Annotated in this window: 25 protein-coding genes; 7 read left to right on the forward strand and 18 right to left on the reverse strand. The window is 71.0% G+C overall.

Translation table 11 applies throughout. The features are described 5' to 3' along the window. Positions 1 to 35 precede the first annotated feature (35 nt). A complete protein-coding gene (locus ACZ3TS_RS02340) occupies positions 36 to 1952 on the reverse strand; it encodes a hypothetical protein (RefSeq protein WP_467612894.1) in 1917 nt (638 codons plus the stop codon). A gap of 246 nt (positions 1953 to 2198) precedes the next feature. Next, entirely contained in the window at positions 2199 to 2789 is a 591-nt protein-coding gene (locus ACZ3TS_RS02345; RefSeq protein ID WP_467612897.1) for a tetratricopeptide repeat protein, read from the reverse strand. 125 nt (positions 2790 to 2914) lie between these two features. Between ACZ3TS_RS02345 and ACZ3TS_RS02350 the strand changes: the two genes are divergently transcribed. Continuing rightward, the gene (locus ACZ3TS_RS02350; RefSeq protein WP_467612900.1) at positions 2915 to 3337 is read left to right on the forward strand and encodes a hypothetical protein; all 423 of its coding nucleotides are present in this window, start codon (positions 2915 to 2917) and stop codon (positions 3335 to 3337) included. Positions 3338 to 3420: 83 nt separating this feature from the next. On the opposite strand, the gene ACZ3TS_RS02355 is transcribed toward ACZ3TS_RS02350, so the two are convergent. From ACZ3TS_RS02355 to ACZ3TS_RS02375, 5 genes are all read right to left on the reverse strand, one after another. Next, a complete protein-coding gene (locus ACZ3TS_RS02355) occupies positions 3421 to 4974 on the reverse strand; it encodes a DUF1996 domain-containing protein (protein ID WP_467612903.1) in 1554 nt (517 codons plus the stop codon). 380 nt (positions 4975 to 5354) lie between these two features. Continuing rightward, complete coding sequence (locus ACZ3TS_RS02360) at positions 5355 to 6347, reverse strand: NAD-dependent epimerase/dehydratase family protein (protein ID WP_467612906.1); 993 nt, start codon at positions 6345 to 6347, stop codon at positions 5355 to 5357. 79 nt (positions 6348 to 6426) lie between these two features. Beyond that, complete coding sequence (locus ACZ3TS_RS02365; RefSeq protein ID WP_467612908.1) at positions 6427 to 7023, reverse strand: winged helix-turn-helix domain-containing protein; 597 nt, start codon at positions 7021 to 7023, stop codon at positions 6427 to 6429. 410 nt (positions 7024 to 7433) lie between these two features. Beyond that, entirely contained in the window at positions 7434 to 8471 is a 1038-nt protein-coding gene (gene glnII / locus ACZ3TS_RS02370) for a glutamine synthetase (RefSeq protein ID WP_467612911.1), read from the reverse strand. A 366-nt stretch (positions 8472 to 8837) separates the two neighbouring features. Then, positions 8838 to 9296, reverse strand: a complete 459-nt coding sequence (locus ACZ3TS_RS02375; protein WP_467612913.1) for a MarR family transcriptional regulator — start codon at positions 9294 to 9296, stop codon at positions 8838 to 8840. A gap of 65 nt (positions 9297 to 9361) precedes the next feature. Here ACZ3TS_RS02375 and ACZ3TS_RS02380 point away from each other — a divergent pair, with 65 nt between their 5' ends. Then, entirely contained in the window at positions 9362 to 10228 is an 867-nt protein-coding gene (locus ACZ3TS_RS02380; protein WP_467612916.1) for an alpha/beta fold hydrolase, read from the forward strand. Between the two features lie 2 nt (positions 10229 to 10230). Here ACZ3TS_RS02380 and ACZ3TS_RS02385 read toward each other — a convergent pair whose 3' ends face one another. Then, complete coding sequence (locus ACZ3TS_RS02385; protein WP_467612919.1) at positions 10231 to 10926, reverse strand: hypothetical protein; 696 nt, start codon at positions 10924 to 10926, stop codon at positions 10231 to 10233. 135 nt (positions 10927 to 11061) lie between these two features. Further along, positions 11062 to 11421, reverse strand: coding sequence for an arsenate reductase family protein (locus ACZ3TS_RS02390; protein ID WP_467612922.1), 360 nt, complete (start codon positions 11419 to 11421; stop codon positions 11062 to 11064). A 303-nt stretch (positions 11422 to 11724) separates the two neighbouring features. Between ACZ3TS_RS02390 and ACZ3TS_RS02395 the strand changes: the two genes are divergently transcribed. Next, complete coding sequence (locus ACZ3TS_RS02395; RefSeq protein WP_467612925.1) at positions 11725 to 12033, forward strand: hypothetical protein; 309 nt, start codon at positions 11725 to 11727, stop codon at positions 12031 to 12033. A gap of 56 nt (positions 12034 to 12089) precedes the next feature. Here the strand turns inward: ACZ3TS_RS02395 and ACZ3TS_RS02400 are convergent, their stop codons facing one another. After that, positions 12090 to 13283, reverse strand: a complete 1194-nt coding sequence (locus tag ACZ3TS_RS02400) for a winged helix DNA-binding domain-containing protein (protein ID WP_467612928.1) — start codon at positions 13281 to 13283, stop codon at positions 12090 to 12092. A 153-nt stretch (positions 13284 to 13436) separates the two neighbouring features. Here ACZ3TS_RS02400 and ACZ3TS_RS02405 point away from each other — a divergent pair, with 153 nt between their 5' ends. After that, positions 13437 to 13964, forward strand: coding sequence for an FxLYD domain-containing protein (locus ACZ3TS_RS02405; protein WP_467612931.1), 528 nt, complete (start codon positions 13437 to 13439; stop codon positions 13962 to 13964). Positions 13965 to 13980: 16 nt separating this feature from the next. On the opposite strand, the gene ACZ3TS_RS02410 is transcribed toward ACZ3TS_RS02405, so the two are convergent. Then, entirely contained in the window at positions 13981 to 14826 is an 846-nt protein-coding gene (locus ACZ3TS_RS02410; protein WP_467612934.1) for an alpha/beta hydrolase, read from the reverse strand. Between the two features lie 270 nt (positions 14827 to 15096). On the opposite strand from ACZ3TS_RS02410, the gene ACZ3TS_RS02415 reads away from it, so the two are divergent. Further along, the gene (locus tag ACZ3TS_RS02415) at positions 15097 to 15372 is read left to right on the forward strand and encodes a hypothetical protein (RefSeq protein ID WP_467612937.1); all 276 of its coding nucleotides are present in this window, start codon (positions 15097 to 15099) and stop codon (positions 15370 to 15372) included. A 19-nt stretch (positions 15373 to 15391) separates the two neighbouring features. On the opposite strand, the gene pspAB is transcribed toward ACZ3TS_RS02415, so the two are convergent. The 3 genes from pspAB to glnA all read right to left on the reverse strand — a co-directional run bounded on the left by pspAB (position 15392) and on the right by glnA (position 18532). Beyond that, complete coding sequence (gene pspAB / locus ACZ3TS_RS02420) at positions 15392 to 15976, reverse strand: PspA-associated protein PspAB (RefSeq protein WP_467612940.1); 585 nt, start codon at positions 15974 to 15976, stop codon at positions 15392 to 15394. A 6-nt stretch (positions 15977 to 15982) separates the two neighbouring features. Beyond that, entirely contained in the window at positions 15983 to 16906 is a 924-nt protein-coding gene (gene htpX / locus ACZ3TS_RS02425; protein WP_467612943.1) for a zinc metalloprotease HtpX, read from the reverse strand. Between the two features lie 216 nt (positions 16907 to 17122). Next, positions 17123 to 18532, reverse strand: coding sequence for a type I glutamate--ammonia ligase (glnA, locus tag ACZ3TS_RS02430; RefSeq protein ID WP_467612946.1), 1410 nt, complete (start codon positions 18530 to 18532; stop codon positions 17123 to 17125). Between the two features lie 198 nt (positions 18533 to 18730). Between glnA and ACZ3TS_RS02435 the strand changes: the two genes are divergently transcribed. After that, positions 18731 to 19198 (forward strand): RDD family protein, encoded by a 468-nt coding sequence (locus tag ACZ3TS_RS02435; RefSeq protein WP_467612949.1) that lies wholly within the window; start codon positions 18731 to 18733, stop codon positions 19196 to 19198. A gap of 86 nt (positions 19199 to 19284) precedes the next feature. Here ACZ3TS_RS02435 and ACZ3TS_RS02440 read toward each other — a convergent pair whose 3' ends face one another. From ACZ3TS_RS02440 to lipB, 4 genes are all read right to left on the reverse strand, one after another. Further along, the gene (locus ACZ3TS_RS02440; protein WP_467612952.1) at positions 19285 to 19986 is read right to left on the reverse strand and encodes a DUF4191 domain-containing protein; all 702 of its coding nucleotides are present in this window, start codon (positions 19984 to 19986) and stop codon (positions 19285 to 19287) included. A gap of 88 nt (positions 19987 to 20074) precedes the next feature. Then, complete coding sequence (locus ACZ3TS_RS02445) at positions 20075 to 20272, reverse strand: SCO2195 family GlnR-regulated protein (protein WP_467612955.1); 198 nt, start codon at positions 20270 to 20272, stop codon at positions 20075 to 20077. 274 nt (positions 20273 to 20546) lie between these two features. Then, entirely contained in the window at positions 20547 to 21512 is a 966-nt protein-coding gene (gene lipA, locus ACZ3TS_RS02450) for a lipoyl synthase (RefSeq protein WP_467612958.1), read from the reverse strand. Between the two features lie 107 nt (positions 21513 to 21619). After that, a complete protein-coding gene (gene lipB / locus ACZ3TS_RS02455) occupies positions 21620 to 22417 on the reverse strand; it encodes a lipoyl(octanoyl) transferase LipB (protein WP_467612961.1) in 798 nt (265 codons plus the stop codon). A gap of 251 nt (positions 22418 to 22668) precedes the next feature. Between lipB and ACZ3TS_RS02460 the strand changes: the two genes are divergently transcribed. Next, positions 22669 to 24105, forward strand: a complete 1437-nt coding sequence (locus tag ACZ3TS_RS02460) for a regulator (protein ID WP_467612963.1) — start codon at positions 22669 to 22671, stop codon at positions 24103 to 24105. Positions 24106 to 24107 lie beyond the last annotated feature (2 nt).

Raw genomic sequence — 24107 nt, forward strand, 5'->3', positions numbered from 1 at the left:
GAGCCACCGCCGCTCCTGTGCATGCACGGCCGATGTCACCGAAGGCCGCTGACCGCCCTGCCGTCCGCCAGGGTCCCCTCCAACCCCGCCTGGGCCCCCTGCTTGGTGCGCACCGCCAGCAGACTGCCCTCCGCCGACCCGTTGACCCCACCGGTCGCCCTGATCGAAGCGGTGTCCTGGCTTCCCGCGGCGAGCAGGTACCAGACGCCCTCCGCGGACTTCCACAGCACCCCCGCCAGCACATGTGGGTCCTTCGTGCCGCACGCGGCGACGCCCTCGGCCTTCGCCGCGACCGCCCCGTACCGCCCGCCCGGCGTGTGGAACTGCGCCAGCACCCGCGGGCCGTGGCCCCGCCATGTGTCCGCCCGGGTGCACACCCACGTCGCGGCCCCGGACCCGTCCGGCAGCGTCTGCCGTGCGTACTCCCACGCGTTCACGGACCGCACGCCCTGCGACCGCACCGCAGCCAGTGAGCAGGCGAACGGTGACCAGGTGCGCAGCGCCGCCGCCCCGGACGCCTCCTGCGGCGCGGTCGGCCGGCCCACCGTGAGATGGGCCGGCGTCAGCTCCCCGAGGTCGGTCAGCAGCCGTGTGCCCGAACCGTCCGTCAGTTGCAGCACGCTCCACGACGCGCACGAGCCGGTCCCCTCGGCGGGGCCGGACAGTGGCGCGGTCACCCCGTCGGCCGGGCCCAGGGCCATCGCCCCGGACGACGGCTTGAGCAGGTCCCGCTCGGCCGCCTTCGTCACCCAAGGCGCCGTCAGGTAGCGGACGTTGCCGTCGGCCCGGTACAGGACCACCGCGTCCGCCTCGGCACCGGTCGCCGCGTCGACCCGGGCGAAGTCGAGCGCGGCGCCGTCCGTGCCGTTCGTGGGCTCGGCGTAGCGCGCGATGCGCAGACCGTCGTAGAAGATCACCACCCGCGCGGCGTCGACCCGGCCCGCGTACAGCAGTTGCGGGGGTCCGGCCGGGGCACCCGACGGGGTGTCGGGCGTTGCCGAGACCTGGACGGACCCGCCGGGCCGCGCCCAGACGGCGAGCGCGCGCCGCAGCAGTGCCTTGTCGCCGGTGAGGTCGCCGCGCGCGGGCCATACGGAGAAGTCGGTGCGCGCCGACGTCTGCCACGCGGTCGACGGCACCTTGGTCAGCTTGGCCGGATCCAGGGCGGCTTGGGCGGCCGGATTCTGCGCGTACGGCGGGGCGGCCGCACCGTCGGGTCCCCAGCCACCGCTCGGCAGGGCGAGCAGCGCCCCGCACACCACGGCGGCGGCCGCGGCGGCGAGCGCGGCCTTGGTGTGCTGTCGGCGCCGCATCAGGTCGGTCGGCCTCGCCTGCAGCGAACACGGGTCGAACTCGGGGGAGTCGAGCAGCGCGTCCCGCACAGGAACGCGTGCGGCCTCGCGGACGGCCGCCGCCGGGTCCGCCACGCCCGCCGCGCCGAGCACCTTGCGTACACCGTCCTCGGAGAGCCTCTCCAGGCCGCGCAGCACATAGGCGGCGCGGGCCGGGCCGGAGAGCGCCGCCAGCCGTTGGTCCAGGGCGAGTTCATCGGCGCCGCCCGAGCGCGGGAAGAGCCTGAGGCCCCACACCTGGGGGAGCAGCGGCGGCAGCTGCGACCGCTTCGGCCAGGCCGCGCGCTTCAGCGGCCGGGCCGCCTCCAGCGCCGTCCGCACGACCTTCAGGCGCAGCAGGCAGTACCCGGGGTCGCAGTCGCGGCCCGTCGCCTGGGCCGGGATCACGCCCCCAGAGGCGCGTCCGCGGGGCAGCGCCCGTTGGGTGAGGGCGTGCGCGGTCAGCACCCGCCGGTTGCGGCCAAGGCCCGGTGGCAGCACCAGATAGGCGAGCCGGACGAGCCCGGGGTAGTGCTCGACGAGCGCGGCCTCGGCCTGCTCGATGTCGACGACCGGTCCGGAAGCCGGAGTTGGGCGCGGGGCGACATGCTGTGACTGCACGTCCGGCAAAACGAGCGAGACGGTGGTTGGTCACCTGGACGCCCGGTCCGCCGCCACGGCAGCGGCGCGGTCGTGGCGAGCAGCAGGACGCCGGCAGGCGAGTCAGGCGAGGACGTAGAAGGCGTGCGCGTAGTCCAGGAAGGGCAGCAGCGCGGGGGAGGGGACGGCCGGCGCGGTGGCGGGCGGGTGCGGCCAGGTCTCGTCGTCGCGGGGAACGTTCCGGCCGCGGTGGGCCGTGCGGGACGGTCAGCCCTCGGGCTCGACCAGCAGGCGCGCGTAGTTCGCCATCGACCGCTGGTAGCGCGGCAGATGGGGTGCGAGCGCCCCGAGGACCAGGGACAGGCCCTCGCGGTCGCGGCCCAGGCTGGACAGGCACAGGGCCAGGCAGGCGCGTACGGCGTCGTCCAGCTGGTCGGACGGGGCGTCGAGTTCGGGGGCGAGCAGCCCCACGCCCTCCTCCGCCTGCCCGGTGTTCCGCAGCGAGCTGGCCAGCTGGATCTTCGCCCGGCGGCCGCGGTAGCCGCCCAGGCCGCGCGCCAGCGCCTCCCGGTACAGCGGCACCGCCTTGTCCGAGTGGCCCGTCGAGTCCCAGGCGCAGGCCCGCTCGAAGGGGCCGAGCGGACTGTCGTCGGGCAGCTCGGCGACCAGGGCGTCGATCACCGCGCGGAAGTCCGCGGCGCCCGCGGGGGAGCCGCTGTCGGATGCCTTCCGGGAGTGGTCGTCGAATGCAGCCCAGGCCGCGGCCAGTCGCTCGTCCCAGTCCTGCGTGCTCACGCATCCCCCTCGTGCCGAGTGCTCAGGCCGCCTACCTTCGCACACGTGTACCGGCCAGGGCATCGGATTTCCGTGATCTTGGAGGGGACCGTGGTGCCGTTGAGCACGGGGCGCGCCGGAGCCGTAGGGAAGGGCAGGGCCCTCGCTGGGGCTCTCGGCGGCATGGGCCGGAACGACCGGAGGAACACATGAGGTGGACGCGCGAGAAGCTGGCGGCCGGTGCGGCCGTCGCCCTGCTGGTGCTGACCGGCTGTGGCGGATCGGGCGGTTCGGGCGCCGCCCAGGACAAGGTCCCGGCTGCTGCGACCGGCAGCCTGGAGGACCTGGCGGCGGACGTGAACTGCAAGCCGAACATCCAGACGGACGCCGACGAGATCCGTCAGGCCCTCTGCAACAACGCGGAGGGCAAGTTCGTGCTCGCCACCTTCGCCACCGACCGCGGGCAGCGCGAGTGGATCAACGACGCCAAGGACTACGGCGGTTACTACCTCGTGGGCCGCAAGTGGGTCGCCGTGGGCGACGACGGAGTGGTCAAGGCGCTGCGCGGCACACTCGGCGGCGAGGTGGAGATCGGGACCGACCACCACGCCCACGCCGGTCACAGCGGCTGAGCCGCTCCGGGGCGCGCACACCGAAGGCCGGTGGCGGGATCTTCCGCCACCGGCCTTCTTCAGTGGGTCACCGGCTCAGTGCGTCACTGGCACCGCTGGCCGCGGTTGATGCAGTTGGCGATCTTGTTCGCCAGGCCGCCGGTCGTGACGCTGATGAAGTCGTCGTGGTCGGTGGCCGGCTTGTGGAGCTGCTCCGGGAAGCCGTCCACCGCGTAGGCGTTCTTCACCACGCCGTTCTGGACGGTCGGCGGCGTGATCTTGTACACCAGGCGCATCGTCAGCTGCGGAATCGCCTTGAAGCCGTTGCCGCAGTTGCCATTGGCGTCGGCGAAGGCCACGTGCGTCCGGTGGTTGGCGCTGTCGATGTTCTGCCCGTCCCAGCAGCTCTGGAAGGCGAACGTACGCACCACGTTGCTGCCCTGCGGGCAGATCGGGTACTGCGTCGTCAGCTGGACCTTGTTCTCGAAGCCGGTGCAGCTCCAGTGCGCGTTGGCGTTCGCCAGACCGTTGGTGGTGGTCTTGGCGTCACCGGTGATGATGCGCAGGAACTGCGGCATCGCGACGACCTTGCCGGTCGGGCTGCCGACGTACTTGATCTGGGCCTGCACCGGCGTCAGGATCCGGCCGACGTTGCCTTCCTTGCCACCGCCGTCGGCGTTCTGATCGAAGTCCTGAGTGCCGTCCTGGACACGGACCACCGGCCAGTAGTACGACGACAGGTCGCTCTTGTTCTGGCAGCTGGTGCCGCCCTGCAGGAACGTGTCGTTGCTGGAGAACGCGTTGACCTTCTGGTTGCCGACGTAGTCGTGCAGGTGGTGCGCGCCGTTGGCCACGCCGGGCGCCACGATCACGTTGTCGGTGTTGTGGTTCTTGTTCGCGTTCACACCGCACCTGGTGGTGAACGTGCCTGTCGAGGCGTTGCCGGTCTTCCGCGGCTTGGCGGCGACGTTCGGCTGGACCTTCGTGATGTCGACGAAGTCGGCTGCGGTCGGGCCGTTGCCGGCCTGGCCGTTGCTGCCCTGCTGCTGGCCGTTGCCGGCCTGGCCGCCGGTGCCCGGCTGCTGACTGGCGTTCTGGCCGCCGTTCTGCTGCTGGCCGCCGTTCTGCTGCTGCTGGCCGCCGTTCTGCTGCTGGCCGGTGTTGGCCTGGCCGGCGGTGGTGTTGGCCTGGTTGGCGGTGGTTCCGGTGCAGCCGGCCAGGCCGTCCAGGCTGTCGGGTGCGTTGCCGCCGACCCGGTTGATCTCCAGCTGGATACGGTCGATGATCGTCGCCCGCCGGTCCTTCAGCGGCTGGAGGATGGAGTTCTGGACGAAACTCGCGTCCCTCGCCTGTGCGTCCCGTGTGGTCGCCAGACGCTGGTAGGCATCCGTGATCTGGCGGTCGAGGTTGGCAAGTTCGCCGTCCACCTCCGTGCGGGCTTGGCTCGGCACACTGGTCAGCTGCTGACCGACGTCCGGGCAGGTGATGGTGGCCACCTGAGCGGTGGCGGCCTTCGTGCTGTTCTGTGGATTCGTCTCGTGCGCCGAGGCGTAGTAGTTCGCCCAGATCAGCCCGCCCCCACCGAGCGCTAGGGCAGCCGAGGCGGCTATGGCCTTGGTGGCCAGCGGCGTACGGCGTTTTCTTGTGTTGCGTCCCATGGAACTCCTCTGACTTCCTTTCGGGGCGGAGGCGCCCGACAGGGGTGAAGCGGCGTCATTCCATACGCAGGGGGCCCGTGGGGTGTTCAGAAAGCTCGGAAAAACTTAGAAGTTCATGAGGTCATTTCGGGCGCGAAGGGCACAGAAGCACCTGTTTCAACGGGGGTTGAGGGGGGTAGCCGCACGACTTTGAATCAAATTCAGCATCGAGCGCCGGTGCCGTCTTTTCCGGCCGTGATCCATATGGGGCGACTGCAGCCATAACCCGGACATTGCTGTCGTCGGAAACGCCATGGCCAGGTTTGGCGAAATTGTTGGAGGTATGTTTCGCGATCGCCTATTTCCGTGATGACGAGTCGGACGGCAGCCTCGGATTCGGGTCAGAGTCCGAGTACCGTGGCCTCCACCGCGGGGTCGAGGCCCACCGCCGGCCGATCGGGCCGTCGGGGCGCCGTTCCGCCGATGCGTTGCAGCCAGGTCCAGGTGTCGGCCACGGTCTCGGCGACGGGACGACAGCTCAGGCCCGTGGCTACCGCCCGCGACACGTCCGCGGCATGCAGGGCGTCGTGCATGTCGCTGCCCGGAGGGACCCACACGGGCAGTTGCGTCCACGGCTGGATGCCCGCTTGGAGGACGACGGACGGCTCGGTCCATCGCAGCCCGGCCGCCGCGCCGGTGACGTCCACGCAGGCGTCGAGGAGCTCGCCCATGGTGGCGTGTCCCTGTGGGCTGATGAGGTTGTACGGACCGCTGAGCTTCTGCTCTGCCGCCCCGAGGATCCACTCGGCGAGGTCACGGACGTCGACGTACTGCAGGGGCAGCTCCCGTGGACCCGGGGCCAGGACCGGGCCGCCCCGTGCGATGCGGGTGAGCCACCAGGGCAGCCGCCCGACGTTCTCGTACGGCCCGAGGATCAGCCCGGCCCGCACGAACACCGAGCGGTCCGCGCCGAAGGCGCCGAGCGCGGCCAGCTCGCCGCCCCGTTTGTCCTGCGCGTACTCGGTCTGCCCGGCGTCGGCCTCGGCGCCCTCCACGAGGCGTGCCTCCTCGGTGTAACCGGCGGGCGGGGCCCAGTCGTACACCGAGCAGCTCGACACGTACACATACCGTCCGGCGCGGCCGGCGAGCAGCCGGGCGGCCTCGTGCACGGCGCGGGGCGCCGCCGACCAGGTGTCGACGACGGCGTCCCACTCGCCCCCGGCCAGCGCCGCGAGACCGTCGGGCGCGGTGCGGTCGCCCTCCAGCGCCCTTGCTCCAGGCAGGGGCTGGTGCCGTCCCCGGTTGAAGACGGTCACCTCCCAGCCCCGGCCGAGCGCCGCTTCCACCACAGCCCGCCCCGCGAACTCCGTACCACCCAGCACCAGAAGTCTCATGCCGACGACTGTGCCCGGACGGAGCGCAGGGCGGAAGCCGGATCTGCTGACAGAAGATCCGGACCGGGTGCGGTGGAGATCAGCGGCCGGTCGGCGGCGCGTACTTGTAGCCCACGCGCCGTACCGTCTGGATCGCCTTGCGGTGCTCGGCGCCGAGCTTGCGGCGCAGCCGGGCGATGTGGACGTCGACGGTGCGTCCGTCGCCCACGTGGCCGTAGCCCCACACCGTGGTCACCAGCTGGTCCCGGGTGTGCACCCGGTTGGGGTGCGCGACCAGGTGGGCGAGCAGCTCGAACTCCAGGTAGGTGAGGTCGAGCGGCCGCCCGTCCACCTCTGCGGTGCGCTGTGCGGTGTCGATGCGGACGAGTCCGTCGCCGCTGCCGTCGCCCTCGTCCGCCGGTGCGGCCTCCGGCAGGACGGGCACCGCGAACGGCAGTACGGGCGGCTGCTGGTCGGCCGGGACCAGCACCAGGTAACCGATCATCGGCGGCTGTCCCGGCAGGCTCGGCAGGGAGTGCTGGGGCGCCGGCAGCCAGGTGGCCCCCGGCGGCAGGAAGTCCGCCACGTCGACGACCTCGTCACGGTCGACGGCGCGCAGCCGGTGCCGTGGGGAGCCGTTCGAGGGGGCGGTCGGGGCGTTGAGGGCGGCGGTCGAGAGAGAACGAGTGGTCGCCATGAGAGGTCAGCTCTTTCGCGCGAGAAGTTCGTCGGGGAGGCCGACGACCGCGAGTTCGTGGTCGGGGTCGTCGAGGACGTACGTCGTGCGCGCTGGCCGAAGGCCGGGGTGTTCGGCTTTAGAGGGCCCGCGCGTTCCGCGCGCGACAACACACCCGGTCGAAGTCGTGGTGCTGACGGGAAGGCCAGAAGGGCTCGAGGTCATGGCGACCCGTCGCGCTGTACTGCTGGAAGCTGGCCATGGTCCCATTGAAGCAGACAGCCGGCCCTCGCAGGAGCCTCCTCTCACGGATCGGACGTTTCCTTGAGGTGGACTTGACGGTGCGCACCCCGGCAGACCAGGCAGCCGGTACAGCCCGAGGGGGCGCCCACCGTCCGGTGGGCGCCCCCTCGGGAGCGGCAAAGCGTCGATCAGACCTGGCCGGCCTTCTCCAGCGCCGTGCAGCAGGTGTCGACGATCAGGCGGGTCACCACGTACGGGTCGACGTTGGCGTTCGGGCGGCGGTCCTCGATGTAGCCCTTGCCGTCCTTCTCCACCTGCCACGGGATACGGACCGAGGCACCGCGGTTGGAGACGCCGTAGGAGTACTCGTTCCACGGGGCGGTCTCGTGCAGGCCGGTCAGACGGTCGTCGATGCCGGCGCCGTAGTTCTTGACGTGGTCCAGCGGCTTGGAGCCCTCGCCGAGCGCCTCGCACGCGGTGATGATCGCGTCGTAGCCCTCGCGCATCGCCTTGGTCGAGAAGTTGGTGTGCGCGCCGGCACCGTTCCAGTCGCCCTTGACCGGCTTGGGGTCGAGGGTGGCCGAGACGCCGAAGTCCTCGGCGGTGCGGTACAGCAGCCAGCGGGCGAGCCACAGCTGATCCGCGACGTCGAGCGGGGCGAGCGGGCCGACCTGGAACTCCCACTGGCCCGGCATGACCTCGGCGTTGATGCCGGAGAGGCCGAGGCCCGCCTTCAGGCAGTTCTCCAGGTGCGCCTCGACGACCTCACGGCCGAAGATCTCGTCGGCACCGACACCGCAGTAGTAGCCGCCCTGCGGGGCCGGGAAGCCGCCCTCGGGGAAGCCGAGCGGACGCGAGCCGTCGAAGAAGGTGTACTCCTGCTCGATGCCGAAGATCGGCTGCTGCGCGGCGAACTTCGTGGCGACCTCGGCCAGCGCGGCACGCGTGTTGGACGGGTGCGGGGTCATGTCCGTGTTGAGGACCTCGCACAGCACCAGGACGTCGTCGCCGCCGCGGATCGGGTCGGGACAGGAGAAGACCGGCTTGAGTACACAGTCCGAGGAGTGGCCCTCGGCCTGGTTCGTGGAGGACCCGTCGAAGCCCCAGATCGGCAGCTCCGCACCCTTGGCTGATTTCTCGGAGTCCGCCAGGATCTTCGTCTTGGAACGGAGCTTGGCCGTCGGCTCGGTGCCGTCGATCCAGATGTACTCAGCCTTGAAGGTCACGGGCCACATCCTTCGGGGTGGGTCTAGGCGCACTTGCGGGTGCTGCGGTGCTGCGGCACTGGGGCGCCGCATTCGATGCCCGGCAGCCTGTCAACAAGCGATTTCCCGGCCATTGCCCAAGTGTGAACCCCGTGTTACCCGGGACCTGTGTGCCGGACGTCACGCGATGACCGGTCGGCGCGGCCTGCCTGCGCGTCCCCCCATTCGCGTGAGCGCGCTGTTCGCGGCCGCCCTCGCCGGAGCCGCGGGCTGTCGGCGAGAGGATCGGCAGGGCAGGCGTGAGGGCTCGTATGCGATGGGAATGGAGACGTGACGGATGTTTTCGCGACGTTTCACCCACTCATGCACGATAGATTCGATCGGCGGTCAGTCGGAGTCCGCCGCGGCCTTCCGGACGCCGTCCAGGAAGCCCCGCACCGCCGCGCGTTCCCGCTCGTCGTAGTGCTTCAGCAACTCCACCGCCCGTCCGATCAGCGGCCCGAAGAACTCCCGGCCGAGTTCCACCGCCCGCTCGTCGACCTCGACGAGCACCCGCCGCCGGTCGCGAACGTCCCGCACGCGCCGGACGTGCCCGAGCCGCTCCAGACGGTCGACCAGGGCCGTGGTACCCGCGGAGTTGAGCCCGAGGAGTGCGCCCAGGCGGCCCGCCGTCATGTCCTCCCCGGCGCGGGAGGCGTCCATGAGGGCGATCAGGGCGCGAACGTCGGTCGGGTGCATGCCGTAGTGGTGTGCGAACCGGGCGCTGTGCAGGCCGAGTTCGACGGCCACCGCGCGCAGGAGATGGACGATCTCCATCTCGGGTCCCTGGTGTTCCTGGTCTGCCATGCCCGCCCCTGTGCTCCCGTTATCTCGCTGGCCAAGTAACTCGCTCAGCGAGAGAATAGGGGGTCATGGACTCCTCCGAGTACGAGGCACATGGCCCTGCGGACTTCTACGCGGCGTACGACAAGCTGCTGGCCGAGTGGCCCGCCGACACCCGACAGAGCGCTGTTCGCACGGCTTTCGGCATCACGCACGTGAACAGCTGCGGCCCCGCCGACGGTCCGCCGCTCGTCCTGCTGCCGGGCGGCCGCGCGACCTCGGCGTCCTGGTACGCCAACGCGGCCGACCTGTCCCGCGGCCTGCGTGTGCATGCCGTGGACCTGATCGGCGACCCCGGCCGCAGCGTGCCGGACCCGCGCCGCCCCCTTCGTACCGTCGCCGACCTGACCGACTGGCTCGACGCGGTCCTCGACGGGCTGGGAATCGGCTCGGTCACCCTGGCCGGACACTCGTACGGCGGCTGGATCGCCCTCCACTACGCGCTGCGCGCCCCTGGCCGCGTCACCCGTCTCGCCCTGCTCGACCCGACCCAGTGCTTCGCCGGATACCGGGCCGGGTACCTTCTGCACGCCCTCCCCATGCTGCTGCGCCCCTCCGCGCGCCGGATCCGGGCCTTTCTGGAGTGGGAGACGGGTGGGGCGCCGTCGGCCGCCGCGTGGCTGCGGCTCCAGGAGGCGACGGCCGGCTTTCCGACCGCCAGGCCGGTCACGGGGCCGCGTCCGAGCGCCGCCGCGCTGCGCTCGCTGCACACGCGGGTCCTGCTGCTCGTGGCCGCGAACAGCAGGACCCATGATCCCCGCCATGTGGCCGCCCGTGCCGCCGAGTTGCTTCCGGACGTGGAGAGCGCCGTCCTGCCGGACGTCTCTCACCACGCCTTGCCGTACACGAACCCGACGGCCACGAACCGCCGCCTCCTGGAGTTCCTGAGCGGCTGACCTCACCCCACCTTCTCGATCACGGCCCGCCGGATCAGGAACTTGCCGGGCTCGCGGACCTGTTCGAAGGCGGCGTTGTTGAGCAGCACACAGCTGCCGGAGACCGAAGTGACCGTGACTGTCGTGGACTTGTTGTTGTCCAGGTTGGTCACCTTCAGCTTCGTGCCCGCCGGGAACTGGTTGCTGGACGCGGCCGGGGCGCCGCTCTCGCCGGAGAGCGTCACCGTGGAACCCTTGCAGACCTGCTGGCCCGCGGCGTTCCCGGTGTTCCCGCCGTTGTTCGCGGGTGCCGTTGTAGCGGGTGCGCCGGTGGCGGCCTGCGAGGCCTGGGGGTCCTGAGCCGACCCCCCGGCCTGCGCGCCACCGCCGGACTGCGCCGCTCCGCCCGCCTGAACGGACTCCCCGACCTGGCAGCCGGACGCCTCCTGCTGGACCTTGATCTGGGCGACGACCGCCTCGCGGTTGGCGATCCGCGCCGCCGACTGGGCGTCGGGGTCGGCCTTCTGCGCGGCGATGAACGACTCGTTGTTGCCGAGCGCGGTGGCCAGTCCGTTGCAGACCGTCGAGTTGGACGCGTTCTGCACGTTCGCCGCGTTCGAGGTGGCCGCGAGGGCGAAGGCCCCGCTGCCGGCCACGGCGACGGCGCTGACCGCCAGCGCGATCTTCTTCTTGGGACTGAGGGTTCTCCTACGGGACATGCGCGCCTCCTGTCCCCGGCCGCCGTCACCGGCGGCCGGACGCGATAGGTACGCCGCTATGTACGAGATACCGAACGGTGTTACTCAGCGGTTGAAGACGTCACTGAAGTAACGTAGGCCACACGGGAGTTGGGCTCAGCGGGACATAGCGTCCCGTACTGCTTCGTCCGTACGGGCGACGAGAGCCGTACCGTCGTCGGCGGTGATGATCGGCCGCTGGATGAGCCGGGGGTGCTCGGCGAGTGCGCGCACCCAGCGGTCGCGGCTCCCGGCGTCCCTCGCCCACTCCTTCATGCCGAGTTCCCTGGCGTCCGCCTCCTGGGTGCGGGTGATGTCCCACGGTTCGAGGCCGAGCCGCGCGAGTACGTCGCGGATCTCGTCCTCGGTGGGCACGTCCTCCAGATAGCGGCGCACGGTGTAGTCGGCGCCCTCGGCCTCGAGCAGAGTGATGGCGCTGCGGCACTTCGAACAGGCCGGGTTGATCCAGATCTCCATGGCCCGCACGGTAGTCGAAACACGCTCTCTCGCTGGTGTCCGGGCACCGAGCACCGGGGCCGGCGCAGCACCGCTTCCCACACCCTCCCCAGCCTCACTCACCGTCCGTTCTGTTCGAATTGCCGCCGTCTCACGCGCACCTCGCGGCTCGGGCGTGACATGGCGACAATTCCCTTATCCACCAGGGGATTTGGTGGACTGCGCGGCCCCCCGGATGTCAGTGGCCGGCAGTAAACTAGAGGAAGTGTTCGAGGGAGTTGCCAGGGTTTCCGGACCGCTCCCCGACCGCGACAGGAGGATGCCGTGCCCGCTGCCGCAACCAAGCCGAAGCCGACCCAGTCCACCGCCCGCCGACCGGTCCCGCTGGACCTGCCGTACGCACCGGTGGAGAAGCGCCCGCTCCCTCCGGGGCGGCCGCGCGAGTGGTACGTCACGCACAACCGGCGCCTCAAGGCGATGCGTCTCGCGATCGCCCTGCTCGACTCCGGGGTGTACATGCCGAACCAGGCGCGCAACGAGACGATACGGAGCACGGCGGAACAGATCGGGGTGCACCCGCCGTCGGACACGACGTGCCACATGGTGCGCGCGCTGATGCGGTACAGCCGCTGAGCCGCGGCGCCGGGCGCCCTCCCGAGGGGGTGCCCGGCGCCGGCGCCGGCGTCGCCCTAGGCCGAGAGCTCCTTCTCCAGCGGCGTCCGGAAGCGTGGTGTGACCCGGGTGCCGGACAGCCATGACCCCAGCCGGGCCGCTTCCTTCTCGATGGCCGCTCGGGCCTCGTGGCCCAAGCCCTCCGTCTCCAGCAGGCGCCACACCACCTCGCCGTCCGGCCGGTGCCCCCAGCCGCCGACCACCCGGCCGTTCCACCACACCGTCGGGCCCACGTTGCCGCTGCCGTCGAACAGGGCCGGGCGCAGGTCCGGGGACAGGTACCAGTCACGCTCCTGCCATCCCATCGCCGTGGGGTCCAGGCCGGGGAGCAGGGCAGCCCAGGGCTCGTCGGGGGCCGCCACGGGTTCCTCGTCGTCGGCCGTCACATAGGCCGTCGCTCCGCCGTCGACCGTCACCGCTGCCGCTCCGATCGCGCCCAGCGCCCGGCGGACGTCCGTGACCCTCCAGCCCGTCCACCACTTGAGGTCCGCCTCCGTGGCCGGGCCGCAGGCCGTGAGCCAGCGGCGGAGCAGCTCCCGCTGGGCCTCGGCGGGCGGGAGTTCGGGGTGGGGCGGGGCGACCGCCCAGCGGAACTGCGTCGACGTCCACGCGCCCAGCGGGCGCCCGCGCACCACCCGGCCCTCGACGCCGAGCACCCGCATCAGCCGGGACGACACCGTGTGCAGGGCCTCGTAGCTCTTGCCCGCCCCGTAGGTGAACCGCTCCTTCAACCGCGGTTCGTCCCGTGTGAGTTCGTTGACCGTCGCCTGCCCGCGGCGGTCCAGAGCCGTCAGCGCCGACGCCTCGACCTCCGCGAGCCACTCCGCCGTCAGGCGGCCGTCGCTCCCGCTCACCATGTCCTTGACCAGCCCGGCCCGCGCCTTCGCTGCGATCGCCAGTCCCGTCGACGCGTGCACCACGGCAGCCAGCCCGCTGGGGAACACGAAGACGGTGTGCCGCATGCCGTGCATCCGCACCAGCGTCCGGTCCTCGTACAACGCCCGCTCGACCTCCGCCACGGTCCGGCCGGCGTCCGCGAGCCGCGCCCCGACCGCCAGGTACACCGTGGCCGGGTCCGTGCCGTGGAGCGCGACCAGTGATCCGGCGACCTCCTCGGGGGTCGCCGCCCGCGCCGTCGCAGCCAGCCGCTGCCGCAGCGCGAGCCGGGCCCGCCGCTCCTGCGCCCCGATGTGCCGCTGTCGCCCGCCCACGCCGCCTCCCGCCGCCTCGCCCCGTACGGACTGCGCCCATCCTCCCGGAAGCCGGCCCGCCGCAGCGACCCGTCACCCGAAGTGCCGCCCCCAGCATGCGGACGCGCCCCGTCCGGCCTTGACTGAAGCCATCACGGAAAGACGGGAGAGGCGATGTCAGGAAACGGAGTACGGGACACGGTGCGGGGCTTCGCGGTCGTCGTGGCGGCGGCCGCCGCGCTCTGCGGCTGCTCCGACAACGGCGTCACGTCGACCACCGCGTCGCAGGCCGTCTCGAACGCCGCTTCCGCCGCCGACTCGGTGGCCTCGGAAGCCGCTTCCGCCGCCGCCTCCCTGACCTCGGAGGCCGCGTCCGTGCTGGCGTCCGCGTCCGCCGAGGCGGACCGCAAGCTGGACGAGATCAAGGGCGGGGCGCACGCCAGGGGCGACGTCAAGCTCGGCACGGCCACCGACGCCGAAGGGCGGAAAGCGGTGCAGGTCACGGTCACCAACCCGACGTCCGAGTCCCGCACGTACGCCGTGCAGGTCAACTTCAAGGACTCCGGCGGCAACCTTCTCGACACGGTCGTCGTCACGGTCGGCGATGTCCCGGCGGGCGGGTCGAAGAACGCCACCGCGCTCAGCAACCGCCCCCTTTCCGGCGACATCACCACCTCCGTCGCCCGCGCGGTGCGGTACTGATGCCGATGTACGGACCTCACGCTCCCCGGTGCGGCTCGCGGCCTCCGGGCCCGCGCGCGCCACGGTCGGGCCCGCGGTCCACAGGTCCGCGCCCACCACGTCCGGGCTCGAGCCCCGCACGCCCCCGGCCCGTGGCCTGAATCCCGTCGGCCAGCACGGCGTCGACGAACCGTCCGCGGTCCTCGGTATGGTCGCGGAACCACAGGCCCAACCGGTGGTCCGCGCCGGGTAGTTCGAGCCGGGTGAACGCGGCGTTCGCCGTGAGCGCCGCCGCCACCGCCTCGGTCACCTCCGGCGGGATCACGGCATCGGTGCCGGGCACCGCGAGCACCGCCCTTCCCTCGTACGTCCGCAGTACGTCGAGCGCGGGAGCCGAACGCCAACTCCCCGGCGTACGGAGGATCTCGGTGAAGCGGCCGGACCCGTCGGCGAACGGGACCGGCCACGCCTCGGCCGCGTAGACCGCGGGCGCGCACAGGCCCATCGCCACCACCCGGCGTCCGTAGTACCGCGCGAGGTCCGCGACCGTCTGCCCGCTCATGCTGAACCCGACCAGGACCAGCGGTCCGTCCGCCGGCGTCCGAGCGTCGAGCACGGCGACCGCCTGCTCGAAGCGCCTCTGCAGACTCAACTCGGCCAGCCGGCCCGTGCTGTCGCCGTGCCCGGAGAAGTCGAACGCGAGAGCGCGGCGACCGCGTGCGACGAACTCCTCCAGAAGCGGCAGCAGCCGACGTGTGTTGCCGTTGCCCGCCCCGTGCAGCAGGACGGCGGTGGCGGCGTCCGGGCCGCCGTCGTCGTCGCCGTACACCCCGCTGAGACGTTCACCGTCATGTCCGTGCGCGAAGGGGGAGATTCGGATCATGGGCCCATTCACCCATGACCGGGGTCGCGCCCGCTCTCGTTCCACCGAACCCCGGCCGAACTCCGCGCGCGGAAAAAGGAGATGCACCCCGAGTGACCGCGTCCCTACGCTGGAGACGCGTTCCGGAGCAGCCCACCACCGGTTTCCGCCGGACCGGCATCACCCGGTGGACTCGGAGCTACTCTCTACGCACCGACGCGGCCGCCCACCCCCAGCGCCCCGTCGTACCCCTCTGGCACGACCACTCACCCACGCCCACGGAGGCCCGTCATGGGCACCATCATCCTTGCCGGAACCGTCGTCCTCATCATCCTGGGGTTCGGCAACCACGCCTGGTGGCTCGCCGCCGTCGCCCTGCTCTTCCTGTACACGCAGTACGGACGGGGCTCGTCCTCGGCGTCCTCGCCGGGCCCCGGAGCCGCGCCGGGATCGGCGGCCACCTACCAGCAGTACCGCGAGCGCCGTGACCAGCAGGCCAAGTGGGAGCGTCGCTACCGCCGCGAGCGTCCCTTCGAGGCCCGCCGTCAGGACCGGGACAAGAAGTGATGCACCCGGGGCCGCCCGCTCACAGGCCGGGCGCGCCCCAGATCGGGAACCAGCGGCCGAGGTCCTGCTCGATCCGCAGGTCGTCGGCGAGCACCGCCTTGACCTGGAGTTCCAGCGCGTTGTCGCGCCGCTCGCCCTGCCCGGGGAGCGGCGCGAACGGGTAGAAGGTGCCGCGCTTGTACAGATAGACCAGGCCGAGCGGCCGACCGCGTTCGTCCTGGAAGCCGACCACCGAGCACAGCAGCTGTGGCCCGAAGCCGTTGACCTCCATGGCGCTGTTCACCGCGTGCAGGTCGTTGACCAGGGCGGGCAGCTGGTCGGGGATGCGCCGGGACACCAGCCAGGAGTAGCCGTAGTCGTCCCGCTGCAGCTCGACGGGCGGTCCGCCCCGGTCGGTGTCCGCGTCCAGGAGTGCCTGGACCTCGCGGTTGATCTGCGCGAAGGCACCGCCCTCGACCGTGGCGAAGCAGACCGCTCCGGTCCCGGTCGGGGTGAACTCGGCGGCGGCCTCGAGCGTGACCGCCGCCGACGGCAGGGCGAACAGCTGATCGAGGTCGGGCGCCACCGCCTTCGTACGGCCGAGCAGGATGTCCAGGAGCCCCATACGCGCTCAGCCCCCCTTTCCCGGCGCCGCCGCCTCGCCCAGCTCCGCGGAGATACGGGCCAGCTGCTCGAGCCGCTGCTCCAGGGTCGGGTGGGTGGAGAAGAAGCGTGAGATGCCCGGCTCGGCGCCGAACGCGGGCGTGAAGTAGAAGGCGTTGAAGGCCTGTGCCGTACGCAGGTCCTTCGTCGGAATGCGGGCGATGTCCCCGGTGACCTTGGTCAGCGCGGAGGCCAGCGCCGAGGGACGGCCGGTGAGGAAGGCGGCCGCGCGGTCCGCGGCCAGCTCGCGGTACCGGGACAGGGCCCGGATCAGCACGAAGCTGATCGCGTAGACCAGCACCGAGATCCCCATGACGGCGCCGAAGACGACAAGGGTGTTCTGGTCCTTGCGCCCCCGCCCGCCGAAGAGCTCGGAGTAGAAGGCGAACCGGACGACCAGCCCGGCGATCACTCCGAGGAACGACGCCACCGTGATCACGGCGACGTCCTTGTGCGCCACGTGCGACAGCTCGTGCGCGAGCACGCCCTCCAGCTCGTCGGGTTCCAGCCGCCGCAGCAGCCCGGTGGTCACGCACAGCACGGCGTGGTCGGGGTTGCGTCCGGTCGCGAACGCGTTCGGCATGTCCATGCTGGAGACGGCGACGAGCGGCTTGGGCATGTCGGCCACGGCGCACAGCCGGTCGACCACTCCGTGCAACTGTGGATACTCCTCGCGCTCCACGATCCGCCCGTGCATGGCGTACAGCGCGATCCGGTCCGAGAACCAGTACTGCGCGCCCAGCACCGCCGCCGCGATCACGACGACCAGCACCCAGGACTTCAGCAACGCGATCAACGCGGCGACGAACACCACGTACAGCAATCCGAGCAGGAACAGCGTGACCGTCATCCGCACGGTCAGTCGCCGATCGCTCCGGAACCGGCTCTGCATTCTGCATCACCCCGCAGTACCGAGCAGTAAGGCACTCGTCCCACCCCCATTGTGCGCCCATCCCCACCCATGAACCGGTCCCGAACGGCCCCATGGCAGGCAAAGAGTCCCTGTGAACGGGTGATCGTCCCTTGTCCGCGGCATGACGCGACGGAGCCCCGTCACCACCCGGGGGCGGGGACGGGGCTCCGTGAGAGTGCTACGGGAGCGGCCGGCTCACACGTCGAAGTACAGCTCGAACTCGTGCGGGTGCGGACGCAGCTGCAGCGGGGCGATCTCGTTCGTGCGCTTGAAGTCGATCCAGGTCTCGATCAGGTCGGCCGTGAAGACGTCGCCCTGGAGCAGGAACTCGTGGTCGGCCTCGAGGGAGTCGAGGACGGCCGGGAGCGAGGTCGGGACCTGCGGGACGCCCGCGTGCTCCTCGGGAGCCAGCTCGTACAGGTCCTTGTCGATCGGCTCGGCCGGCTCGATCTTGTTCTTGATGCCGTCCAGGCCCGCGAGCAGCAGCGCGGAGAAGGCCAGGTACGGGTTGCCGGAGGAGTCCGGGGCGCGGAACTCGACGCGCTTGGCCTTCGGGTTCGAACCCGTGATCGGGATACGCATGGCCGCGGAGCGGTTGCGCTGCGAGTACACCAGGTTGACCGGCGCCTCGAAGCCCGGCACCAGGCGGTGGTACGAGTTCACCGTCGGGTTGGTGAAGGCCAGCAGCGACGGAGCGTGCCTGAGGATGCCGCCGATGTAGTAGCGGGCGGTGTCCGACAGGCCCGCGTAACCGGCCTCGTCGTAGAACAGCGGGTCGCCGTTGTTCCACAGCGACTGGTGGACGTGCATGCCCGAGCCGTTGTCACCGAAGATCGGCTTCGGCATGAAGGTCGCGGTCTTGCCGTTGCGCCAGGCGACGTTCTTCACGATGTACTTGAAGAGCTGGAGGTCGTCGGCGGCGGCGAGCAGCGTGTTGAACTTGTAGTTGATCTCGGCCTGGCCGGCGGTGCCCACCTCGTGGTGCTGGCGCTCGACCTTCAGGCCGGCCTTCTCCAGCTCCAGGCTGATCTCGGCGCGCAGGTCGGCGAAGTGGTCGACCGGCGGGACCGGGAAGTAACCGCCCTTGTAGCGGACCTTGTAACCGCGGTTGTCCTCGAGGGCGCCGGTGTTCCAGGCGCCGGCCTCGGAGTCGATGTGGTAGAAGGACTCGTTCGCGCTGGTGGCGAAACGGACGCTGTCGAAGACGTAGAACTCGGCCTCGGGACCGAAGTACGCGGTGTCGGCGATGCCGGTGGAGGCCAGGTAGGCCTCGGCCTTCTTCGCCACGTTGCGCGGGTCACGGGAGTACTGCTCGCCCGTGATCGGGTCGTGGATGAAGAAGTTGATGTTCAGCGTCTTGTCACGGCGGAAGGGGTCGACCCGGGCGGTCGACAGGTCCGCGCGCAGCGCCATGTCGGACTCGTGAATGGCCTGGAAGCCACGGATCGAGGATCCGTCGAAGGCGAGCTCGTCGTCCGGGTCGAACGCCTCAACGGGCACCGTGAAGTGCTGCATGACGCCCGGCAGGTCGCAGAAGCGGACGTCGATGAACTTGACGTCCTCGTCCGCGATGAACTTCTTGGCCTCGTCGGCGTTCTGGAACATCCAGCTCCTCCTACTCCCGACCGTCCTCGCCGGGGTGGTAGTTCGTTCGTGCGGCCAGTGCGGTGGCACACGCTGCAGCCGACCATAGGGATGGGGCATTTCTCGTGCGTGACCCATTTGTTTCTCCCAGGTTAACCAGCCGGAGCCCTCATGACCCCACCTTCCTGTCTGCCACATCGGGCGCAGTACCGTGGACGGGTGGACAACAGGCAAGTAATCGGATCATGGCTCTCCGGTCCCCGGGCGGCCATGGAGGAAGCCGGTGCGGACCTCGGATACCGGGGAGAGCAGCTCGGTCTGCCGCAGGAGGGGCCGGGCTCGATCGCGCGTCCGGGCCGGCGTCTCGGCGCCCTCGCCGTCGACTGGGGTCTGTGCCTCTTGATCGCATACGGTCTGATCACCGACAGCTATGACCGGGCGGCCCAGGTCTGGGCGCCGCTCCTCCTTTTCGCACTGATCATCTTTACCGTCGGCACGCTGGGCTTCAGCCCGGGCAAGCGACTCTTCGGTCTCCGGGTGGTTGGCCTGGGTACCGGCCGCGTCAGCCCGCTGCGCACCGTGCTGCGTACGGTCCTGTTGTTCCTCGCCATCCCGCCCCTGATCTGGGACCGCGACGGCAGGGGCCTGCACGACCGCCTGGCCGGGACGGTGGAAGTCCGGATCTGAGGGCGCCCAACCGGTTCACCGCCGACGCGATGGGCCGTCCCCGAGACCCAGCGGTCTCGGGGACGGCCCATCGGCGTCCGGTCGCCCTAGCGGCCCTTCGGCCCGCCCCGCGGCATCCGCATCCCCTTCGGCAGCGGACCCTTGGGCAGCGGCATGTTGCTCATCAGGTCGCCCAGTGCCCGCAGCCGGTCGTTGGTCGCCGTCACCTGGGGACCGGTGAGCACCCGCGGGAACTTCAGCATCGTCGTACGGAGCTTCTTCAGCTCGACCTGTCCCTCGCCGGTGCCGACGACGACGTCGTGCACCGGAACGTCGGCGACGATGCGCGCCATCTTCTTCTTCTCGGCGGCCAGCAGGCTCTTGACCCGGTTCGGGTTGCCCTCGGCGACCAGCACGATGCCGGCCTTGCCGACCGCGCGGTGCACCACGTCCTGGCTGCGGTTCATCGCCACCGCGGGCGTCGTCGTCCAGCCCCGGCCGATGTTGTCCAGGACCGCCGCGGCGGCGCCCGGCTGGCCCTCCATCTGGCCGAATGCGGCACGCTCGGCCCGGCGTCCGAAGACGATCGCCGTCGCGAGGAAGGCGAGCAGGAGGCCGAGGATGCCGAGATAGATGGGGTGACCGATCAAGAAACCGATCGCGAGGAAGACACCGAAGGTGACGATTCCGACAGCCGCGAGTACAAGGCCGATCTTGGGGTCGGCCTTGCGGGTCATCTTGTAGGTCAGGGCGATCTGCTTCAGTCGCCCCGCGTTCGCAGCGTCCGCTGCGGTTTCCTTCCTCGCCATGTCACGAAGTCTACGTGGCCCGGGAAGCGGCGACGACGGCAGTGCCGTGGTGGAGCGGTGGGGTCGCTCCGGGGAGTGCGAGCGGCGGCTAGGAGTGGGACGCCGCGGCATCGAGGACGCGCTGCGCCTCGACCCGGTCCTTGGCGCGACGGCGGTCCTCCAGCACGGAGGTCCAGGCGTTCTGGCGAGCGGTCCGCTGGCCGCCGCTCATGAGCAGCGACTCGATGGCACGCAGTGCATCGGTGAACGACGGGATCGCGGTGGCGCGTACGGGCGCGGCCTGCATGATGGAGGTCCCCCTCGGATCGGCGGCTTGGGGTCGGGGCTCTACGTGGCGTCAGACCAGGGTCACTGTTTGGTGTTACCAGGGCGTGACCGACCGGTCAAACGCCAATGAAGCCTTGATTCGAGGCGCCAAAAGCCTGACGCGGCCCTGACGCGCCCGCTAGCTGCGAGGACGGTCGGGACCGCGTCAATCGGCCACTACCGGGGGGTAGTTGCTTGTGTGCGGATTCACACACGGCAACTGGCACGCAGTGCCATATCTGTGGGGAGTCGGATCAGACGGCTTGCGAGGCGATGTACGCGCCACGCTTCTCGACGGCCATCCGGTACAGGCGTCCGGCGCGGTACGAAGAGCGCACCAGCGGGCCGGACATGACACCGGAGAAGCCGATCTGCTCGGCCTCCTCCTTCAGCTCCACGAACTCGTGCGGCTTCACCCAGCGTTCGACCGGGTGGTGACGCACGCTCGGACGCAGGTACTGCGTGATGGTCACCAGTTCGCAGCCGGCGTCGTGCAGCTGCCGCAGCGCGTCGCTGACCTCCTCGCGCGTCTCGCCCATGCCGAGGATCAGGTTCGACTTCGTCACCAGGCCGTAGTCGCGGGCCGCGGTGATGACCTTGAGGGAGCGCTCGTACCGGAAGCCGGGGCGGATGCGCTTGAAGATCCGCGGCACGGTCTCGACGTTGTGCGCGAAGACCTCGGGCCGGGAGGAGAAGACCTCTTCGAGCTGCTCGGGGACCGCGTTGAAGTCGGGGGCGAGGAGCTCGACCTTGGTGTGCCCGCCCTCGCGGCCGGCGGTCTGCCGGTGGATCTGGCGCACGGTCTCGGCGTACAGCCAGGCGCCACCGTCCTCGAGGTCGTCGCGCGCGACGCCGGTGACGGTGGCGTAGTTCAGGTCCATGGTGACCACGGACTCGCCGACGCGGCGGGGCTCGTCGCGGTCCAGGGCCTCGGGCTTGCCGGTGTCGATCTGGCAGAAGTCGCAGCGCCGGGTGCACTGGTCGCCGCCGATGAGGAACGTCGCCTCCCGGTCCTCCCAGCACTCGTAGATGTTGGGGCAGCCGGCTTCCTGACAGACCGTGTGCAGACCCTCGCTCTTCACGAGGTTCTGCATCTTGGTGTATTCGGGACCCATTTTCGCCCGGGTCTTGATCCACTCGGGCTTGCGCTCGATGGGGGTCTGGCTGTTGCGGACCTCCAGGCGCAGCATCTTGCGTCCGTCGGGTGCGACTGCGGACACATCGGCTCCCTGTAGCTTCGATTCTTCGGCGTACACCAGGGTACGCCCGTGTTTGTCGGGCCCTGCCGATGAGGCCAACCTCAGGACCCCGGGAGGCATTCCCCTTGTCAGGCGGTCGCCTTCTCGACGATGCGCGGCTTCAGCTCCGCGTTCTCCAGGACGTCCTTCAGATGCCGCTCTGCCACCGGCAGTACCTCCGCGATCGTCACGTCACGGCCCAGCTCGTTCGCCAGGGACGTGACGCCGGCGTCGCGGATCCCGCACGGGATGATCCGGTCGAACCAGGCGTTGTCAGGGTTCACGTTCAGTGCGAAGCCGTGCATCGTGACGCCCTTGGCGACACGGATGCCGATCGCCGCGACCTTGCGGTCCTCCCGGCGCTGGCCCGCGTTCGAGGGTGCGTACTCCGGGCCGTTCAGCCGGGGGTCGAACTCCTCGTCGTGCAGGCGCGGGTCGAAGTCCAGGGAGAGGCCGCCGAGCGAGGGGCGCTGCTCCACCGGGTCGCCGAGGACCCACACACCGCTGCGGCCCTCGACCCGGGTGGTCTCCAGGCCGAACTCCGCGCAGGTGCGGATCAGGGCCTCCTCGAGGCGGCGCACATGGGCGACGACGTCGACCGGGCGCGGAAGCTTCTGGATCGGGTAGCCCACCAGCTGGCCCGGGCCGTGCCAGGTGATCTTGCCGCCGCGGTCCACGTCGATCACCGGCGTGCCGTCCAGGGGGCGCTCGTCGTCCGCCGTGCGCCGGCCCGCCGTGTAGACCGGGGGGTGCTCCAGCAGCAGGCAGGTGTCGGGGACCTCGTCGGCGAAGCGGGCGGCGTGCACTCGGCGCTGCTCGTCCCATGCCTCCTGGTACTCGACGGCCTGCGCACCGAAACCCATCCGGACGAACCGCAGCTCACTCACGGCAAGCGCCTCCCTAGAAGCTTCGTAAGGCGCGAAAGGCGCCCACGCCACTGTACGTCGAGCCGGTCGCCCCGCGTCCGGCCGGTGTGCCGCCTGCGTCCGGACGTCCGCGTCAGCCCGACCGGCCAATCCTCACACGATCGGATGAATGGTTGCCGAAGTGTGCGACCGTCTGCTCACTCTCCGCTACATTCACGCCGTTCACAAGGCCATAAGGGCTGCTCACAGGCGATACGGAGACCGCACCGCAGATGACGGAACGACCCGCGCAGCGCACCCCCAACCGACAGCTCGCCGCGCTCATCGCAGAAGCGGGGTTCTCCAACGCAGGTCTCGCCCGTCGCGTCGACCAGCTGGGCCTCGAACACGGGCTCGACCTCAGATACGACAAGACGTCCGTGACGCGCTGGCTGCGCGGACAGCAGCCGCGCGGTACGACGCCCGCGCTCATCGCCGAGGTGTTCACCCGGCGGCTCGGACGGCGGCTCACGGCACAGGACCTCGGGCTCGACGCCTGCGCCCCGGTGTACGCGGGCCTGGAGTTCGCCGCCACCCCGGAGGAGGCCGTCGACATCGTCAGCGGCCTGTGGCGCAAGGACTCCGGCAGCCATGCCGAGCTGCGGAAGATCGCGTTCACCCCGGCCGGGCTCGTCGTGCCCAGCCGGGACTGGCTGATCGGCCGGGCCGACGACAAGGTGAGCCGCGGCGAGACGGCGCCCCGCGTCCCGGCCCAGGGCCGCCCCGTGGTCCCCCGGCAGCGCGGCCAGTCGGAGCGCGGACCCGCCCAGAAGGTCAGCGGCGGCGACATCGCCGCGCTCCGTTCGGTCGGCGAGCTGTTCCGCGCCCTCGACCACGCCTACGGCGGCGGCCACGCCCGCCAGGCGCTCGTACGGTACCTGGAGCACGAGGCCGAGCCGATGCTGCGCGGCATCTACGGCGAGCAGACGGGCCGCCGCCTGTTCGCGGCGGCCGCCGACCTGACCCGCCTCGCGGGCTGGACGTCGTACGACATCGGCGCGCACGGTCTCGCCCAGCGCTACTTCGTGCAGGCGCTGCGGCTCGCGCAGGCGGCGGGCGACCGGCTGTACGGGGCGTACGTGCTGGTCACGATGAGCAGGCAGGCCGTCTACCTCGGCCACGGGCGCGAGGCCGTGCAACTCGCGCGGGTGGCGCAGCAGGGTGTCGGCACCTCCGCGCCGCCCGCCGTCCAGGCGCTGGTGCACGCCGTCGAGGCGCGCGGCCACGGCGTGCTCGGCGAGGTGCGCGCGTGCACGGCCTCGCTCGTCCGGGCCGAGCGGGCCCTGGAGACCGCCCGGCCGGGCGACGAAGCCCCGTACTGGGCGCGGTTCTTCGACGAGGCGCAGCTCGCCGACGAGTTCGGGCACTGCCACCGGGACCTGCAGCAGTACCGGGCCGCCGCCCAGCACGCCGAGCGCTCGCTGCAGCTGCGGCCGCCCGGCTACGCCCGCAGCCGGCTGTTCTGCCGGGTCGTGCTCGCCTCGGCCAGGCTCGGCCTCGGCGAGCTGGACCAGGCCTGCCAGTTGGGGGCCGAGGCCGCCGGGCAGGCGTCGGAGATGCGGTCGGTGCGGGCGACCGAGTACGTGCGGGACTTCGAGCGCCGCCTGGAGCCGTACAAGGACGCGGCTCCGGTGCGCGGCTACCGCGACAAGGTCGCCGCGCTCCAGTGAGT

The sequence above is a fragment of the Streptomyces sp. NPDC022910 genome (assembly GCF_055561075.1).

What these genes read in the sequence shown, in the direction of transcription:
- ACZ3TS_RS02345 (WP_467612897.1), bottom strand. Translation starts at nt 2,789, where the DNA reads ATGCCCTGGCCGGTACACGTGTGCGAAGGTAGGCGGCCTGAGCACTCG.
- ACZ3TS_RS02350 (WP_467612900.1), top strand. Translation starts at nt 2,915, where the DNA reads ATGAGGTGGACGCGCGAGAAGCTGGCGGCCGGTGCGGCCGTCGCCCTG.
- ACZ3TS_RS02355 (WP_467612903.1), bottom strand. Translation starts at nt 4,974, where the DNA reads ATGGGACGCAACACAAGAAAACGCCGTACGCCGCTGGCCACCAAGGCC.
- ACZ3TS_RS02360 (WP_467612906.1), bottom strand. Translation starts at nt 6,347, where the DNA reads ATGAGACTTCTGGTGCTGGGTGGTACGGAGTTCGCGGGGCGGGCTGTG.
- ACZ3TS_RS02365 (WP_467612908.1), bottom strand. Translation starts at nt 7,023, where the DNA reads ATGGCGACCACTCGTTCTCTCTCGACCGCCGCCCTCAACGCCCCGACC.
- ACZ3TS_RS02375 (WP_467612913.1), bottom strand. Translation starts at nt 9,296, where the DNA reads ATGGCAGACCAGGAACACCAGGGACCCGAGATGGAGATCGTCCATCTC.
- ACZ3TS_RS02380 (WP_467612916.1), top strand. Translation starts at nt 9,362, where the DNA reads ATGGACTCCTCCGAGTACGAGGCACATGGCCCTGCGGACTTCTACGCG.
- ACZ3TS_RS02385 (WP_467612919.1), bottom strand. Translation starts at nt 10,926, where the DNA reads ATGTCCCGTAGGAGAACCCTCAGTCCCAAGAAGAAGATCGCGCTGGCG.
- ACZ3TS_RS02390 (WP_467612922.1), bottom strand. Translation starts at nt 11,421, where the DNA reads ATGGAGATCTGGATCAACCCGGCCTGTTCGAAGTGCCGCAGCGCCATC.
- ACZ3TS_RS02405 (WP_467612931.1), top strand. Translation starts at nt 13,437, where the DNA reads ATGTCAGGAAACGGAGTACGGGACACGGTGCGGGGCTTCGCGGTCGTC.
- ACZ3TS_RS02410 (WP_467612934.1), bottom strand. Translation starts at nt 14,826, where the DNA reads ATGATCCGAATCTCCCCCTTCGCGCACGGACATGACGGTGAACGTCTC.
- ACZ3TS_RS02415 (WP_467612937.1), top strand. Translation starts at nt 15,097, where the DNA reads ATGGGCACCATCATCCTTGCCGGAACCGTCGTCCTCATCATCCTGGGG.
- pspAB (WP_467612940.1), bottom strand. Translation starts at nt 15,976, where the DNA reads ATGGGGCTCCTGGACATCCTGCTCGGCCGTACGAAGGCGGTGGCGCCC.
- htpX (WP_467612943.1), bottom strand. Translation starts at nt 16,906, where the DNA reads ATGCAGAGCCGGTTCCGGAGCGATCGGCGACTGACCGTGCGGATGACG.
- glnA (WP_467612946.1), bottom strand. Translation starts at nt 18,532, where the DNA reads ATGTTCCAGAACGCCGACGAGGCCAAGAAGTTCATCGCGGACGAGGAC.
- ACZ3TS_RS02440 (WP_467612952.1), bottom strand. Translation starts at nt 19,986, where the DNA reads ATGGCGAGGAAGGAAACCGCAGCGGACGCTGCGAACGCGGGGCGACTG.
- ACZ3TS_RS02445 (WP_467612955.1), bottom strand. Translation starts at nt 20,272, where the DNA reads ATGCAGGCCGCGCCCGTACGCGCCACCGCGATCCCGTCGTTCACCGAT.
- ACZ3TS_RS02460 (WP_467612963.1), top strand. Translation starts at nt 22,669, where the DNA reads ATGACGGAACGACCCGCGCAGCGCACCCCCAACCGACAGCTCGCCGCG.